General features: G+C 72.1%; 8 protein-coding genes. All 8 read left to right on the forward strand.

All coding sequences use genetic code 11. The features are described 5' to 3' along the window. Positions 1 to 3 precede the first annotated feature (3 nt). Genes VSR71_RS22925 through VSR71_RS22960 form a run of 8 tightly spaced genes read left to right on the forward strand, consistent with a single transcriptional unit; the run spans position 4 to position 15,332 of the window. Positions 4 to 1,998, forward strand: coding sequence for a putative baseplate assembly protein (locus VSR71_RS22925; RefSeq protein ID WP_342916096.1), 1,995 nt, complete (start codon positions 4 to 6; stop codon positions 1,996 to 1,998). Next, positions 1,995 to 4,379 (forward strand): hypothetical protein, encoded by a 2,385-nt coding sequence (locus VSR71_RS22930; RefSeq protein ID WP_342916097.1) that lies wholly within the window; start codon positions 1,995 to 1,997, stop codon positions 4,377 to 4,379. The genes VSR71_RS22925 and VSR71_RS22930 overlap by 4 nt, the downstream gene beginning before the upstream one ends. A gap of 60 nt (positions 4,380 to 4,439) precedes the next feature. Further along, positions 4,440 to 6,962 carry a hypothetical protein gene (locus tag VSR71_RS22935; protein WP_342916098.1) on the forward strand — a complete coding sequence of 841 codons (2,523 nt, stop codon included), beginning with the start codon at positions 4,440 to 4,442 and terminating at the stop codon, positions 6,960 to 6,962. 13 nt (positions 6,963 to 6,975) lie between these two features. Beyond that, a complete protein-coding gene (locus VSR71_RS22940; protein WP_342916099.1) occupies positions 6,976 to 8,922 on the forward strand; it encodes a hypothetical protein in 1,947 nt (648 codons plus the stop codon). Between the two features lie 12 nt (positions 8,923 to 8,934). After that, a complete protein-coding gene (locus VSR71_RS22945; RefSeq protein ID WP_342916100.1) occupies positions 8,935 to 11,199 on the forward strand; it encodes a hypothetical protein in 2,265 nt (754 codons plus the stop codon). Between the two features lie 11 nt (positions 11,200 to 11,210). Then, the gene (locus VSR71_RS22950; RefSeq protein ID WP_342916101.1) at positions 11,211 to 11,450 is read left to right on the forward strand and encodes a hypothetical protein; all 240 of its coding nucleotides are present in this window, start codon (positions 11,211 to 11,213) and stop codon (positions 11,448 to 11,450) included. Positions 11,451 to 11,452: 2 nt separating this feature from the next. Beyond that, positions 11,453 to 13,192 (forward strand): hypothetical protein, encoded by a 1,740-nt coding sequence (locus VSR71_RS22955; protein ID WP_342916102.1) that lies wholly within the window; start codon positions 11,453 to 11,455, stop codon positions 13,190 to 13,192. A 4-nt stretch (positions 13,193 to 13,196) separates the two neighbouring features. Further along, positions 13,197 to 15,332: an ATP-binding protein gene (locus tag VSR71_RS22960; protein ID WP_342916103.1), complete on the forward strand. Its 2,136-nt coding sequence runs from the start codon at positions 13,197 to 13,199 to the stop codon at positions 15,330 to 15,332. Positions 15,333 to 15,334 lie beyond the last annotated feature (2 nt).

Raw genomic sequence — 15,334 nt, forward strand, 5'->3', positions numbered from 1 at the left:
ATCATGCCGCTCAGGAACGAATACCCGGTGATCGACGACAGGCGCTACGCCGACCTGGTGGCCGAGGCACGGGCGCGCATCCCGCGCTACACGTCGGAGTGGGATGACGTCAACGACAACGAGCCGGGCATGGCGGTGGTACAGCTGATGGCCTGGATGAGCGACCTGCTGATGGCGCGGCTGGGACGCGTGCCCAAGCTGAACTACCTGAAGTTCCTGGAACTGCTCGGCATCGAGCTGCTGCCGGCGCGGCCGGCGCGCGCGGAGCTGAGCTTCCCGGTGCAGGCGACCTACGCCGAGCCCACGCTGATCGTGCCGCTGCACACGCAGGTCGCGGCCGAGGTGGCGGGCGAAGACCGGCCCGTCGTGTTCGAAACCGAGAAGGCACTGGTCGCGCTCAGCGCCCGGCTCGATGCGGTGCAGGTCGACCTTGGCCTGCAGACCACCGACGTCAGTGCCGCCAACGCGGAGGTTCAGACCGGCTTCCTCGCCTTCGGGCCGGCGGTGCGGACAGGCAATGCGCTGATGCTGGGCTTCGACTCCCCGCTGGACTTCCCCAACGTGCCGATCGACCTGGCGGTATGGATCGCCCGGCGCGATGCGCGCGCGCCGTTCTATGTCGACAGCCCGCTGGCCACCGCGCCGCCGGCGACGCTGGCGTGGGAATACTGGAACGGCAAGGACTGGTATCCGCTCGACACGCTGCGCGACGACACCGCCGCCTTCACCCGCAGCGGCCATGTGCTGCTCGGCGCCGCACCCCGCAACGGCCCACAGCGCGCGGTGCTGGGCAAGGTGGCCGTGCCGCGCTACTGGCTGCGCGCGCGGCTGGCCGGCGGCGCCTACCAGCGCCCGCCGCGGCTGCTGGCGGTACGCACCAACACGGTTCCGTCGATCGCCGCGCAGTCGGTCGATGCCGAGATCGCCGGGCGCAGCACCGGCATGCCCGACCAGGTGTTCCAGCTCGCCCAGCACCCAGTGCTGGCCGGCAGCCTGCTGCTTGAAGTGGATGAAGGCGACGGGCTGCAGCCGTGGCAGGAGGTGGCGGACTTCCTGGCCTCCGGGCCGGATGACGCGCACTACATGCTCAACCGCACCACCGGCGAGATCCGCTTCCACGGCATCGGCGGCCGCATCCCGGTGGCCAACCCGAACCGGCCAGCCAATATCGTCGCGCGGCGCTACCGCGTGGGCGGCGGCGCGCATGGCAATGTCGGTGCCGGGCTGATCGCCACGCTGCGCGGCAGCCTGCCGGGCATCGACACCGAGGGCGTGGGCAACCTGTTCCCGGCCTTCGGCGGTGCCGATGAAGAGACGCTGGAGGCCGCGCGCGAGCGTGCCGCGGCCACGCTGAAGAGCCACGAGCGCGCCGTCACGCGCGACGACTTCGAGCTGCATGCGCGGCAGGTCGGCGGCGTGGCGCGCGCGCGCGCGCTGCCGCTGTTCCATCCCGCCTTCCCCAATGTCGAGGTGCCGGGCGTGGTCAGCGTGGTGGTCGTGCCCGAGGCCAGCGATCCGCAGCAGCCGCTGGACGACCCCGCGCCACAGCCCACCGAAGGCCTGCTGCGCGAGGTCTGCGCGCAGCTGGACCAGCGCCGCCTGGCCACCACCGAACTCTACGTGCTGGCGCCGACCTACCGGCTGCTCAGGCTCTCCGCCACGCTCACCGTGGCCGGCGATGCCGACCTGGCCGCGGTCAAGCAGGCCGCATTGCTGGCACTGCGGCGCTACTTCCATCCGCTGGTCGGCGGCGAAGACAGCAAACCGGATGCCGACGGCAGCGGCTGGCCGTTCGGCGGCGACATCAACTACTCGCGCGTGGTGCAGCGGCTGCTGCTGGCCGGCGTGGTCAGCGTCGACGGCCTGCTGTTCCGGCTCGACGACACCGACTACCCGGCCTGCACCAATGTCCCGGTCGGCGGCGGCGCGCTGTTGCGGCTGGCCGACGACTCCCTGGCGCTCAGCGTCCGTTACGAGACCAGCGAGGCGGACGCATGAACCAGCCCTGCACCTTGCCCGCCGCCACGGCACCGGCCGGGCCCGCTTCCCACGCGCCCTACCTGCCACCGGTGCCGCGCCCACCGCACGATCCGCTGACAGTGATGCTCAACGCACAGCTCGGCTGGCAGGCGCTGCCCGGCAAGCCGCCGGCCGTGCCGGCTGCCACCATCGGGCCGCTGGGCGAATGCGGCGCGCTGACGCTGCTGCCGCTGCCGGGTTCCGGCCGCACGCTGCTGGAAGCCAGCGGCAGCTTTGGCGGGCTGGTGCTGCCACGGCACATGGCGCTGGCCACGCTCGGGCCTTGCCAGCAGGCGCTGCTGCTGTTCGATGCCAGAGGCCGCCGCCTGCTGCGCTTCGACCCGTGCGCCTGCGTGTTCACCGACACCTTCTGCCTGCGCCCACAGGATCCGCGGGTGCCCTCGGGCCCGGCCACGCTGGCGGCGAGCTGCGGACGTCTCTACCTGGCCGACCCTGCGGCGCGCCGCGTGGCCGTGCTCAACGCCGCCACCGGCGCAGCACGCGGCGTGTGGCGCGCGCCGCTGGCCACGCCGCCGTGCGAGCCCGGCAGCCGGCTCGACGACTGGCAGCCGGCGGCGCTGGCGGTCGCACCAAACGGCGACATCTGGGTAGGCGACCGCATGCACGGGCTGCTGCTGCGCTTTGCCGCGTCCGGCTGCGTACAGGAGCGCCATGACGGCTTTGGCGCCGTCGCCGCGCTGGCCGCCACCTGCGACGGCAGGCTGCTGGTCGCCACGGATGGCGCCGAGGCGGTGGTGTTCTACGATCCCGCCACGCGCAGGCGTCTCGATCCGCCGTTGCGCCCGGCTGACCTCACCGGTGCTTTCGCGCCGCTGCCGCTGACGGTGCATGCCAACGGCTCGGTCGACCTGTCCGCGCTGTGCAGCCCGCCGTGCGCCGCGCCGTGCGTGTTCGACCCGTCCGGCACGCTGCTGGACGCGCCGCCCGACGATCCACCCGATGCCTGGCCCGCCACCGGCACGTGGCACTCGCAGACGCTCGACAGCGGCATCTCCGATTGCGTGTGGGACCGCATCGTCCTTGGCGCCAGCCTGCCCGCGCATACCCGGCTCGCCATCGACGTGCTCACCGCCGAAACCGCGCTGCAAGCGGCGGACCTGTTCGAGAGCGGCGACTGGCAGCCCGCGCTGGCGCTGCATCCCGAGCCGGAAGGCACCACCGCCTTCGACGGTATCGACTACATGCTGCGGGCCCGCCCCGGCCGCTTCCTGTGGCTGCGCCTGCGGCTGGACGGCAATGGCACGGCGACGCCGTCGCTGGCCTGCGTGGCGATCGACTTTCCGCGCATCAGCTGGCGCCGCTACCTGCCGGCGATCTTCGGTGCCGAACCGGTCAGCGCCGAGTTCACGGACCGCTGGCTGGCGCTGTTCGACCGCCAGTTCCGCGACATCGAGCGGCAGATCGACACGCAGGCGCGCTTGTTCGACCCGAATTCGGCGCCCGCCGGCGGGCGCCAGGATTTCCTCGGCTTCCTGGCCGGCTGGCTCGGGCTGGGCAGCGGCCTGTCGGCGCTGCCGCTCGCACGGCGGCGCGCGTTCATCAAGCATGCGGCGCGGGCGTTTGCCTGGCGCGGCACGCCGCGCGGGCTGACGCACACGCTCTACCTCTTTCTCGGCCTGCAGCGCTGGTGCGGCCACCGCGCCGGCACGGCGGCTTGCGTGCCGTGCGCCACCGACATTCCCGAGCGCTTCCGCTGGCGGCCGCCGCGGCTGCTGCTGGAGCACTACATCCTGCGGCGCTGGCTGTTCCTGGGGTTCGGCCGGCTTTCCGACAACGCGCGCCTGTGGGGCGAGCGCATCGTCAGCCGCAGCCGGCTGGGCGCGGGCGCGCCGCCGGTGGCGATGCCGGGCTGCCCGCTGCCGGGCCTTGCTGTCAGCGAAGGCGGCGATGACTGCGAGCCCTGCGTCGGCGCCGTCCACGCCGGCCGGCACGGCGCCGCCAGCCCGGACGAAAGCGCGCGCATCGGCGTGACCCAGCTCAAGACCACGCAGGACCCGTGGCGCGATCCCTTCCATGTCTATGCGCACAAGCTGTCGGTGTTCGTGCCCGCCGCGTGCGTGCGCGATCCGTCGCTGGCACGCGCGCTGGCGCAACTGCTCAAGGCCGATGTGCCGGCCCATGTGCAAGCCACGCTGGTGCCGGTGGAGCCCCGCTTCCGCATCGGCGTGCAGGCCATGCTGGGGCTGGATGCCGTGATCGGCTACCGCGCGGCGCCAGTTGCGCTGGATGCGATGCGGCTGGGACGCGGCACCGTGCTGGGCGGCGCCGACCGCGACGGCGCCGCGCGCGCCTTGCGTGTGGGCACGCGGCGCGTGGGGATGGACACCACCATGCAGTAATGGCTGTAGCTGGCCACGACAGCGGCCAAACGACGAGAGGTCTGAACCATGGGCAACGCAATGCATACCCCGACTGGCTGCTGCGACGCACCCTGCCCCAGCTGCGAGGTGCAGACCCCGCTGCGCAACCACTACTTCTTCGGCAAGCTGATGGACGTGCCGGACTTCGACGTGGAACAGGCCTACGTGGTGGAGAAATTCCGCCGCCACCACGCGCGGCTGCACGGCACCGGCGTGATCTGCGGGCTGGAAGTGGTAGCGCACCCGAACCCGGCCTGCCGCGACCGCTATGTGGTGGTCAGGCCCGGCGCGGCGCTCGACTGCTGCGGCAACGAAATCCTGGTGATCGACGAGGAAACACTGGACATCACCTGCTTCCCGGCGGTCCGCACGCTGATCGAGCAGCCCGACAACGCGGACCACCTGTTGTTGCTGTGCCTCCGCTACCGCGAGTGCCCCACCGAGGAAGTGCCGGTGTTGTATGACGAATGCGGCTGCGATGACTCCCGCTGCGCGCCGAATCGCATCCTGGAAAGCTATGAGTTCGACGTGATGGTCGATCCGGAGCTGCCGGCGGTGCCGCCGGCGCAGCCCCAGCCGCCCACGCTGACGTGGCAGGCCAGCGTCACGCTGGACGGCGCGCGCGCGGTGGCGCTGCACGAGGCGAGCCAGCGCGCCTATCTCGCCGCGGACTTGTCGTGCGGCGGTGGCACGGTGCAGCAGCTGTGGCTGTCGAACCAGGCGTATATCGCCACCCACAATGTCACCACCGCGGTCTTTGGCATCGCCGTGAATGGCGACGGCACGCGGCTGGTGGCACTGGTCGCCGGCGCCACCGCGGCCGACCCGGCACGGCTGGCGCTGCTCGATGCCACATCGCCCGGCGCGTTCGCCGGCGCCGAAGACGCAACGCTCGAACTGCCGGGCACGGCTGGCGCCACGCAAGCCTGGGTAATGTCGATCGGCCCCAACCGCGTGGCCGCGCTGGTGGTCGGCGGCGGCGACAGCCTGCTGTTCACCGTGGACGTCGCGCCCGGCACATTGACTGCCGTGCTCGACGCCACGCTGAACGGGTTCACCGCCACCGCCTGGGCGCTCGGCAGCGACGGCAAGATGCTGTACCTGGCGCAGGCCAGCGGCGCGATGCAATCGGTCGACCTGACCGCGGCAGCGCTGACGCCGGCCGCGCTTGGCCTGTCCGGCACCAACGTCAGTGCGCTGGCCACGGTGAAGACCGACGCCCTCGACCTGCTCGCCTGGACCGACCAGTCCGGCCAGCGCATCGCGCTGTCCAAACCGGACGGCACGCTGCTGCACCAGGACCCGCTGCCCTCGCCCCCGGTTGCGCTGGTCACCGAACCCGGCGGCCGCTTCGGCTATGTCTTGATGCAGCCCGCCACCGGCAACAGCCGCATCGTCGCGGTCGACCTGCGCCGCATGCAGCAGGGGCAGCCGGCGCTGCTGTCTAACGCGCTGGAGATCGGCCCGGGCGGCGACGCGCTGGCGCTCATCGGCGAGCGGCTGTGGGCCGTCTATGACGATGGCGCCGCCATTGCCGCGATCGAGGCGACCCATTGCGAAGACTTCCTCGACCCCCACCCTTGCCCCACCTGCCCCGCGCCGGACTGCGTGACGCTGGCCACGATCGCGCGCTATCGCCCGCAGCGCAAGCTGGAAGACCCGACCGTGCCGCCCAGCGACCCGCTCGCCGATGCGGCGGCCAACATCGCCCGCATCGACATGCTGACCTGGCGCGCGACCGTGCCCAGCGTAGCCGACCTGGCGCTGGCGGTGCGCTGCATGCTGGAGCACTGCTGCGGCGGCACCAGCGCCAAGGGGGAACAGGGCGACCCCGGGCTGCCGGGGCAGACAGGTGACAAGGGCGATAAGGGTGACAAAGGCGATAAAGGGGATAAAGGTGACAAGGGTGACAAGGGTGACAAAGGCGATCCCGGCGAACAGGGCGAGCCGGGCAAACCCGGCGATGGCCTGGATTGGGCCCTGCCCCACATCTGCGACATCAGCTGGAAGCACGCCCAACGCATTCCCTTCGGCGCCATCGGCCAGGGACTGGTGGTGGCGTTCGACTCGCCGGTGATGGCCGGCGACCTGCATGCCGACTCGATCCACCTGCAGGTGCAGCACGAAGGCCGTCTGGTCGAATTGCCGCTGCAATGCTGGTGCGACCTGCCACTGTCGCGCGAGGATATCGAGCCCGGCAAGCTGGAACGCGACTGCGATGCGCAGACGCAGTTCGATCCCGGCATCGATGCCGACGGCATGGCCACGGCCGTGCGCATTGGCCAGCGGGTATTGCCCAGGCTCGTCCAGGCCATGGAGGGCAAGCCGGCCAAGCTGCGGCTGCTGGTCAACGGCGACTTTATCCGCGGGCTGCACCACGACACCAGGCAGCTGCGCGCGCTCGATGCCGACCACATCCCCAAGCTGATCCCGCCATCGCCGCCCAATCCGCCGCAGCCCGGCAACGTGCCGACATGGCTGGAGCCGCAGGACGAGCGCGTCAGCGGCGACGGCATCGAGGGCGGCACCTTCGAAAGCTGGCTGACCGTAGTACGAGGATAGGGAGCACCAGGCCATGAACACCGTGAACGACCTCTATCGCAAGCGGCAGGGCCAGAGCCCCACCGCCTGCCCGCCCGAGCCCTGCGTGTGCGGCACCTGCGGCATGCTGGAGTGCCTGTGCCGGCCGCGCTTCTTCGCCGGCCAGGTGCTGACCGCCGACGACCTGAACCGGCTCGACGGCTATATTCGCGGCAAGCACCGGCTGCACAACCGGCAGCTGCACGGCTGGGGCGTGGTCAACGGGCTGGAAGTCACCTGCAATCCGTGCGGCGACGGCGTCGCGGTCGGCTGCGGCTATGCGCTCAGCCCCTGCGGCGACGACATCGTGGTGTGCGAGGCGGTCAGCGTCGATGTGTGTGAGCTGATCCGCCGCTGCAAGGATGCCGAGCACCGCTGGCAGCAGTGCGAACCGATGAAGCATCCGTCGCCGCAGCAGTGCGACGCCGGCGAAGAGGAGTGGATCCTGGCGATCCGCTACGCCGAAGCGCCCGCGCACGGCGTCAAGCCGCTGCGCCCGGCGCCGGACTGCACCGCCAACAGCTGCGCCTGTGGCGGCAATGGCGGCAAGTGCGGCTGCGGGGGGGCCTGCGGCGGCAAGAAATGCGGCTGCAACGGCGCCACGCTGGCCAGGCCGCGCGGCGCGCCGGTGCAGTGCGAACCCACCGTGATCTGCGAGGGCTTTGCCTTCGAGGTCTACCGCAAGCCGCCCGACCAGGCCCCCGACCCGGTCGGGACCACCGACAGCACCGTCGGGGGCGCGGCAGGCAACAACCAGGCGTTCAACCCCGAATCCGAACTGATGCAGCGCTTCCGCTGCTGCGTCGAGCTGCTGGTCAGGCAGATGCCCAAGCTGCCCGGCGCGCTCAAGGTACCCGCGACCGCGGCCGAGGCGCAGGCGTGGTACCAGTGGCTCGGCGCGGCGCGCATGCAGCTGCGGCGCTATTTCGCCAGCCACGGCAGCTACAACTGCGACCTGATGGCGCAGTTCAATGCCATTCCCTACCCCGCAGCGGGCACGCTCGCCAATGCCGGCGCAATCTACCTGGCGGTGGTGCTGCTGATGATCGTGTGGCTGGACGCTGTGCTCGCCTGCATCTGCTCCGCGCTGCTGCCGCCGTGCCCCGCACCCACGCGCGAGGTGCGCGTGCCACTGGCGTCGCTGCATATCGCCGGTGGCTGCGGCGCGCAGTCCTGCCGCGTAATGCGCGTGTGCAACTGGACCGTGCACCGCAAGTTCGCCACCACCTTCCCGTCACTGCAGTACTGGCTCGGCATCCTGCCGTTCGGCAAGCAGCTGCGGCAGTTGCTGGAGCGCCTGTGCTGCTTCGACATCGGCGGCATCCTGCCGCGCGACATCGCCGGAGAGCAGCCCGGGATGTTCACGATGCGCGCGGAGATGTCCCACCCCGAAGCGGACACCGATGCGGCCTCTGGCGCCGCCAGCGACAACGCCGACATCCAGCTGGGCAATGCCGCCTACCAGCGCGCCAACGACTTGCTGAACCCCGCGGTGGCCGAGCCCGAGCGCATCGCCGGCGCTACCGCGCTGCTGCGCGCCGCGCTGGCGCGCACGGGCAAGACGCTGGAATTCAGCGCGCTGGCCGAAAGCATGATGCGGCCCGGCAACGGCGGCGAAGCCCCCAACCGGCTGTCCGCCGCCGAGACCGCCAACCTGCCGCAGTTCGTACTGGCGAACCAGCTGATGCGCCCGGCGGTGGCCGCCGCCATCGAGCCGCTGCTGGACATGGCGCTCGGCCTGTCCGGGCGCGCCGCCACTGCCAGCGCCGCGCCGGACGCGATGGCCGCGATGGCCGCGCTGCGCACGGAAATGGACGCGTTGCGCGACAGCGTCAAGGCGCAGGCCAGCGAGATCGAACGGCTCAAGGCGGCAGCTTCGCCGCCCGCACCCGCGCCCAAGCCCGCGCCGGCCACCAAGCGCGGCGGCCGCAAACCCGGCTAGGAGGACTGCGCCATGACCACCGAATTTGCCGAGCGGCCGCGCTTCTTCGAGGGCCAGTATCTCGGCGCCGAGGACCTGCAGGCGCTGTTGCGCTACTTCAGCACGCTGCTGGCGCGTCACCACCTGGCCAGTCACAGCTGGGGCATCGCCTCAGGCATCGAGCTGGTCTACCAGGACTCGCCGCAGGGCACGGTCGAGGCTTACCTGACGCCGGGGCTTGCCACCGACGGCTACGGCCGCGCTGTCGTCGTGGCCGAGCCCTTCCCGCTCGACGCCGGCCTGTTCGCCGGGCAGCCCGCCGGGCTGGTCAACATATGGATTCGTTATGACGAGGCCGCCGGCCAGGGCGTGCGCCCCGGCTTCGAAGTGTGCGGCGCCACCGACGCCTATGCCCGCGTGGTCGAGTCCTTCCTGGTCGAGGTGGGCGAGCGCAAGACCATCGAGACCCGCCAGGGCGGCGTGGCGCTGGGCGACGACCGCTACGGCGATGCGCGCGAGGCGCCGGGGGCACTGCTGCCGTTGCAGCCGGTCGCGCCGGATGGTTCGGTGCCGGCGCAGCGCTTTCCCGGCGACGACGATCCCAGCCTGTGGCTGATCCCGGTCGGGCGCGTGTTGTGGCAAGGCGGCACGCTAAAGAAACCGACGCCCGCCAGCGCCACCCAGTCGCGCCTGTTCCGCCGGCATTCCGGCTGGATCGGCGAGGCGCTGCACGGCACCGGCGGCCTGCTGCGGCTGCGCGGGCGCTGGATCCCGCGCGCGGGCGCCACGCCGGTGGAGCAACTGTGCGAAGCCGACCAGCCCGCCGCCACCGACCTGGTGTTCTGCGCCAGCGACCCCGACACGCCGCACTTCCGCGAACCGGTCTGGCTCGACGCCGACACGCGCGCGCGCGGCCACCTGCGCTACTACGGCACGCGCGCCGAGTGGGTCGATGCCGGCGGCACCGACTACCTGGCACTGGGCATCGTCACCGCGCTCCAGCGCGCCGCCCCCAGTGCCGTCGACGGGGTCGACCTGCGGGTGCTGCTGGGCCAGCCGCAAGGCAGCGCCGGTCCGACCCGGCTCACCCTCGGGGCCGCCACCCCGACCGGCACCGATCCATGCGCGATCGGCTTCAGCTATACCGCCGGCGTGGCGATCCAGCACAACGGCCGGGTCGGCATCGGCAGCACCGACAAGGCGCTGGCCCTGCCGCTGACGGTACGAGCGCTCGCCGCCAACGGCGGCTTGGTCGGGCTGGAAGGCACCGGCGGCGCGCTGGCATGGCAGATCAACATGGGCCCGGCAAAGAACGGCCTGAACGTGACCCAGGCGGACCCGACGCTGAGCAACCTGTTTATCGAGGCGGCCAGCGGCAACGTCGGCATCGGCACGCTGACGCCGGGCGCACGGCTCGACATCCAGGGCGTGCCCTCGCCGCAGGGCAATGCGGTGGGCAACGGCAAGTGGCTGCAGATGGGCAACAGCGGCGCGCCCGATGCCGGCCAGGCCTGGTTCCAGTACGGCCCGCAACTGGCGCCGCTGCTGGTGCTGAGCGACTTCGACGATCCGCCCCGGGTCCAGTTCCAGCAGGTCGGCAACGGTAACGAGGCGGCCGCGCAATTTTCCAGCTGGATCGGCCAGGCCCGCGGCAACTCGCCCGACCTGGCGTTGTTCGGCGGCAGCGTCGGCATCGGCACGCTGACGCCGTCGCGCACGCTGCACGTGCTCGGCAGCGAGATCCACAGCGGCGGCGGCGGTGCCGGGTTTTCCTTCGAGAACCGCGAGACCGGCGCCTTTATCGGCAGCCCCGGCAACGGCGAGCGCTGGGTCTGGTACGCCAGCGGCGGCAATGCGCGGCTGTGGAGCAATGGCGACAAGCTGACCGTGACCCCGGCCGGGCGCATGGGCCTGGGCACCGCCGCGCCGGCCAGCACGCTGGAGGTACGCGGCGCGGTCCGGCTTGGCGACAACGGCGACTACTTCGCGGTGGGTGGCCTGGCCGAGATGCGCGTCGTGGCCGGGCAGGCCAGCGCGGGCGGCGGCTCCGCCGGCACCGGTTGGAACGTGACGCGCAACGGCACCGGCCAGTACACCGTCAGCTTCGCGCCGGCCTTTACCGCGACGCCGGTCATCGTCGCCAGCCTGGTCGACTCGGCCAACGACGACCAGGTCTGCACCGTGCGCAACGTCGGCCCCGGCGGCTTCACGCTGGTCGCCCGCGACGTCACGCCGCCATCCGAAGGCAGCTTCGTCGACAACGCCTTCCACTTCATCGCCTACGGGCCCCGCAACTGAAAGGAGCCGCCATGGACCAGGCCATCGTCGTTGCCTCCAACGCGCCCATCGAGCGCAGCCTGCTGCAGGCGCGCCTGGCCACGCTGCGCGGCGAGTACAGCGCGGGCCAGCGCCTGCTGGCCGAGGCCGAGGCGCGCGCCGCCACGTTGCGCGAGCAGCTGTTGCGCATCGGCGGCGCCGCGCAGGTGCTGGAAGAACTGCTGGCCATCGACGCGCAGCAGGCTGCCACAGCCGCCGCCATGCAGGCATAGCCATGGCCCACCTGCGCATCCGCCAGTGGCACAACGCGTACACGGTGCCTGCCGCGCACCCCGCGCCGGCCGCGCTCGGCCACCAGTTCGACGCGCTGGCGCCGCAACTGGCGCAGGCGCTGGCGGAGCAACTCGACGCGCTCGGGCTGGATGACGACGCCGTGGTGCTGCTGCCGCGGCTGGAGATCGAGTGCGAGATCGATACCGCGTGCCCCACCGAGCAGATCGTGCGGCACTGGTCGCGCCAGCTGGCGCTGGCCTTTGCGCACGCCCTGGCGGACCCCGCTGGCGACGCCATCAGGATGCCCTCGCGCGCGGCTTACCATGCGCGCTTTATCGAACGGCTGCTGCGCGGCGACGGCTGGGACGGCTGGCTCTTCCACCGCTTTGCCGGCCTGCGCATGCTGCCGGCGGGCGCGGCCGTCCGCACGCTGCTGACTGAAGACGCCGCCGCCGGTCGCGCCACGCTGGCGCTGCTGGACAGGGCAAGCTGGCCCATGCTGCTGGCAACGCTGGGCGAGCGCGAGGCGGTACGCATCCTGTCCTGCTGGCATGAGCAGGAGAGCGAGGCTGCCGGAGCCGGCGCGTTGGAGCTCGCCGCCAGCGCATGGCGGCAGGCGTCGCCCGGCGGCGTCACGCCGCCGTTGCTGGCACTGTGGCTGCTCGCGCATGGCGGCGCGGCGCAGCAGGCTGGCATCGGCGCGCTGTGCTGGCTGGCGGCATTGCTGTCGATGCCTGAGGACACGCCCGCCGCCGTGCTGGGGCGTCTTGCCGCGCGCGGTGTCATCGACAGCAAGCCTGTCTCCGCCACGGATCCCGACTGGCTGGTGCTGCTCGCCACCACGCCGCAGCCTGTGCGTGCGGCGATGGCGTCGCTGGCAGCGCAGTCCAGGCAGGTGCAGCACGAGCGCGCGCCATCCACACCCGACGCCGCGACGGAACAGCTTGACGCGCCATGCGGTGGCCTCGCGTGGCTGCTGCCTGCCCTGCATGACCTGTTCGACGGCGGCTGGCCCAGCGCACTGCCCGCGCCGCCAGCCAAGGCCGGCAGCGCGCGCGACCTTGCCGCGCTGCTGGCGCTGGCGATTGCCGCCGGCCATCGTGGCGAACGGGTGTGGCGCGACCCGTTCTGGCGCACCTTCCTGCAGGTGGCGCCAGGCCTTTCACTGCCAGCGCTGCACGACTGGCTGGCCGCCACGGACGCCGAAGCGCCAGCCCTGGCACTGGCCGCCTTGTTGCGCCGCTGTGCCTTCACCGGCGTCGCGCGGCTGCGGGTGCCGGCCGGCCCGACCCGCACCGAGGTATGGATCGAGCCCGGCAGCGCCTGCCGCCTGCATGCCACGACGCCACCGGCTGGCCTGGCCGAGTCCGCCCCGCTGCCGTTCGCCATGCGGCTGCGCCTGACGCGGCTGCTGCGCCAGGACCTTGCGCTGCTGGGTGCCAGCCCGGTGCTGGCGGCGCTGCCGCCGGCCTGGCAGGACACCTTCGCCACGCTGGCGCAGGCCGCGCTGAGGCGCACTGCCTTCCGCATTCCGGGCGCGGCCTGTTGCACCTTGCCGTACCTGTTCGCCAACGTGCTCGATACAGGCGGCAAAGCCCACCGCGACGGTGCCGGCGCGGCGGCCTGGACCCTCTCGCTGCGGCGCCCGCCGCTGCACGTGCTGCTGAGCCTGAACGGCATGGCGCGGCTGCGCCTGGCCTGGCCGGGCCAGCGCCACCTGCGCCTGCACTGCACGGAGTGAACGCATGCGCCGCGATCTCGACCCGCTCATCGCCGGCGGCCCACAGGCACCGATGCCGGCGCCATGGCCAAAGGCGCACCCCTTCGGCAATGAACGGCTGTGGCTGGACTGCGTGGTCGAGCGCGAGATCCTGCGCCTGCGCGCACGCTATGAACTGTCGCTCGACGAACTGCGCGGCCTCTATATCTCCGACCGCCAGGTCGATGCGCTGCTGCGCCAGCAGGCCGGGCAGCACGGTCAGCCCGATGCCGATCCCGCCGGCGCGCTGACACGCCAGGCCGCGCAGTGGCGCGAGCATTTCAACGCGGGCTCGCCGCTGGCGCTGCTGGGCGATCGGCTGGCGCTGGCGCCGGACGATCTGGAGTTGTTGTTCATCGTGCTCGCGCCTGAACTCGACCTGCGCTACGAGACGCTCTACGCTTACCTGAACAATGACATCACGCGCAAGCTCGCCACCGTCGACATGGCGCGGCGACTGCTCGGCGCCGACGTGGTCCCGCATGACGCCGCCGCGCTGCGCGGCCGCATCGGCACGCTGGCCGCGGCCGGGCTCCTGGTGCTGGCCGACAGCGGCGAGCAACGCAGCACGCTCGGGCAAGGCCTGGCGCTGGCGCCGCCGCTCGCGCAATTCCTGCTCGGCATCCCGCCCGCCGCGCAGGAGATGGCAGGCCCGGACGACCCCTGGCTGGAAGCCGTTGCCGACGCCATCGGCACGCCAGCCGCCTGCGGCGAGTTGATCGCCTGCCGCAGCGACGACCCCGAACGCCAGGCCGGCTGGGCGCGTCGCCTGCTGGCCCGCCGCGGCCGCCACGCGCTGCACCTGGCACCGCACTCCCTGCTGGCCGATACCTCCCCGCTGCTGACCGCCCGGCTCGCGCACGCCGCGCTGGTGCTGCACGATGCCGGCGGCACCAGCCGCGACGCCGCCGCGGACGAACGCCTGGCCGCCGCGCTGCGGCGCGCGCTCGACGCCGGCCTCGACGTGCTGTGGCTGGTGCCGCCGAACTGGCGCCCCCTGCCCGCGCTGTCGCGCCTGCCGCTGACTCCCTTCACGCTGCCCGCCGCCACCGGCAGCGAGCGCGCACAGGAATGGGCCGATGCCATCCACGACGCCCGGCTGGCCGATGCGGGACAGCCGGCCACGAGCATGGCCGACACGCTCGCCGTGCGCTTCTCGCTGTCCGGCACCCGCATCCGGCAGGCGGTGCGCGCCGCGCAGGCATTGTGGGCGGCCGACCCGGCCATCGCCAGCGGCCACGAGGCGCTCGACCGCGCCGCGCGCCAGCTTGCCGCGCAGGGGCTGGCGCAGGTGGCCGAGCTGGCCACACGCCCGCACCGCTGGCCGCAGCTGGTCCTGCCCGCCACCACGCTGCAGCTGCTGCACGAAATCGCCGCCGCCATCGCGTGCCGCGAGCGGGTGTTCGGCGACTGGAACATGCAGGGCCGCACCGGCCGCAGCGCCGGGCTGATGCTGCTGTTCGCCGGCGCCTCCGGCACCGGCAAGACCATGGCAGCGTCGGTGCTGGCCAACCACGCCGGCCTGGACCTGTTCCGCGTCGACCTGGCCAGCGTGGTCTCGAAGTACATCGGCGAGACCGAGAAGAACCTGGAGCGCATCTTCAGCGCCGCGCAGGACGCCGACGCCATCCTGCTGTTCGACGAAGCCGATGCCCTGCTCGGCAAGCGCGCCGAGGTCAAGGACGCGCACGACCGCTATGCCAATATCGAGGTGGCCTACCTGCTGCAGCGCATGGAAACTCATGACGGCGTGGTGATCCTGGCCAGCAACCTGGCCAAGAACCTCGACCCCGCCTTTGCCCGGCGCATGCACTACACGGTGGAGTTCGGCCGTCCTAACGCGGTGTTGCGCGAGCAGCTCTGGCGCGGCATGTTCCCGGCCGAGGTGCCGCTGGCGGGCGATATCGACTATGCCTTTGTCGCCGAGCAGTTCGAGCTGACGGGCGGGGACATCCAGACCATCGCGCTGGAGGCGGCGTTCCTGGCGGCCGGCGAAGGCAGCGCGGTGGGCATGGCGCAACTGATGCGGGCGCTGTCGCGGCGGCAGACCAAGCATGGGGATCCCGGTACGGCGGCGCGTTTCCGCGCGCACCAGGGCTGGGTCGAAGGCAGGCATGCCTGACT

Source organism: Cupriavidus oxalaticus (genome assembly GCF_038900635.1).
GTDB lineage: Bacteria > Pseudomonadota > Gammaproteobacteria > Burkholderiales > Burkholderiaceae > Cupriavidus > Cupriavidus oxalaticus_B.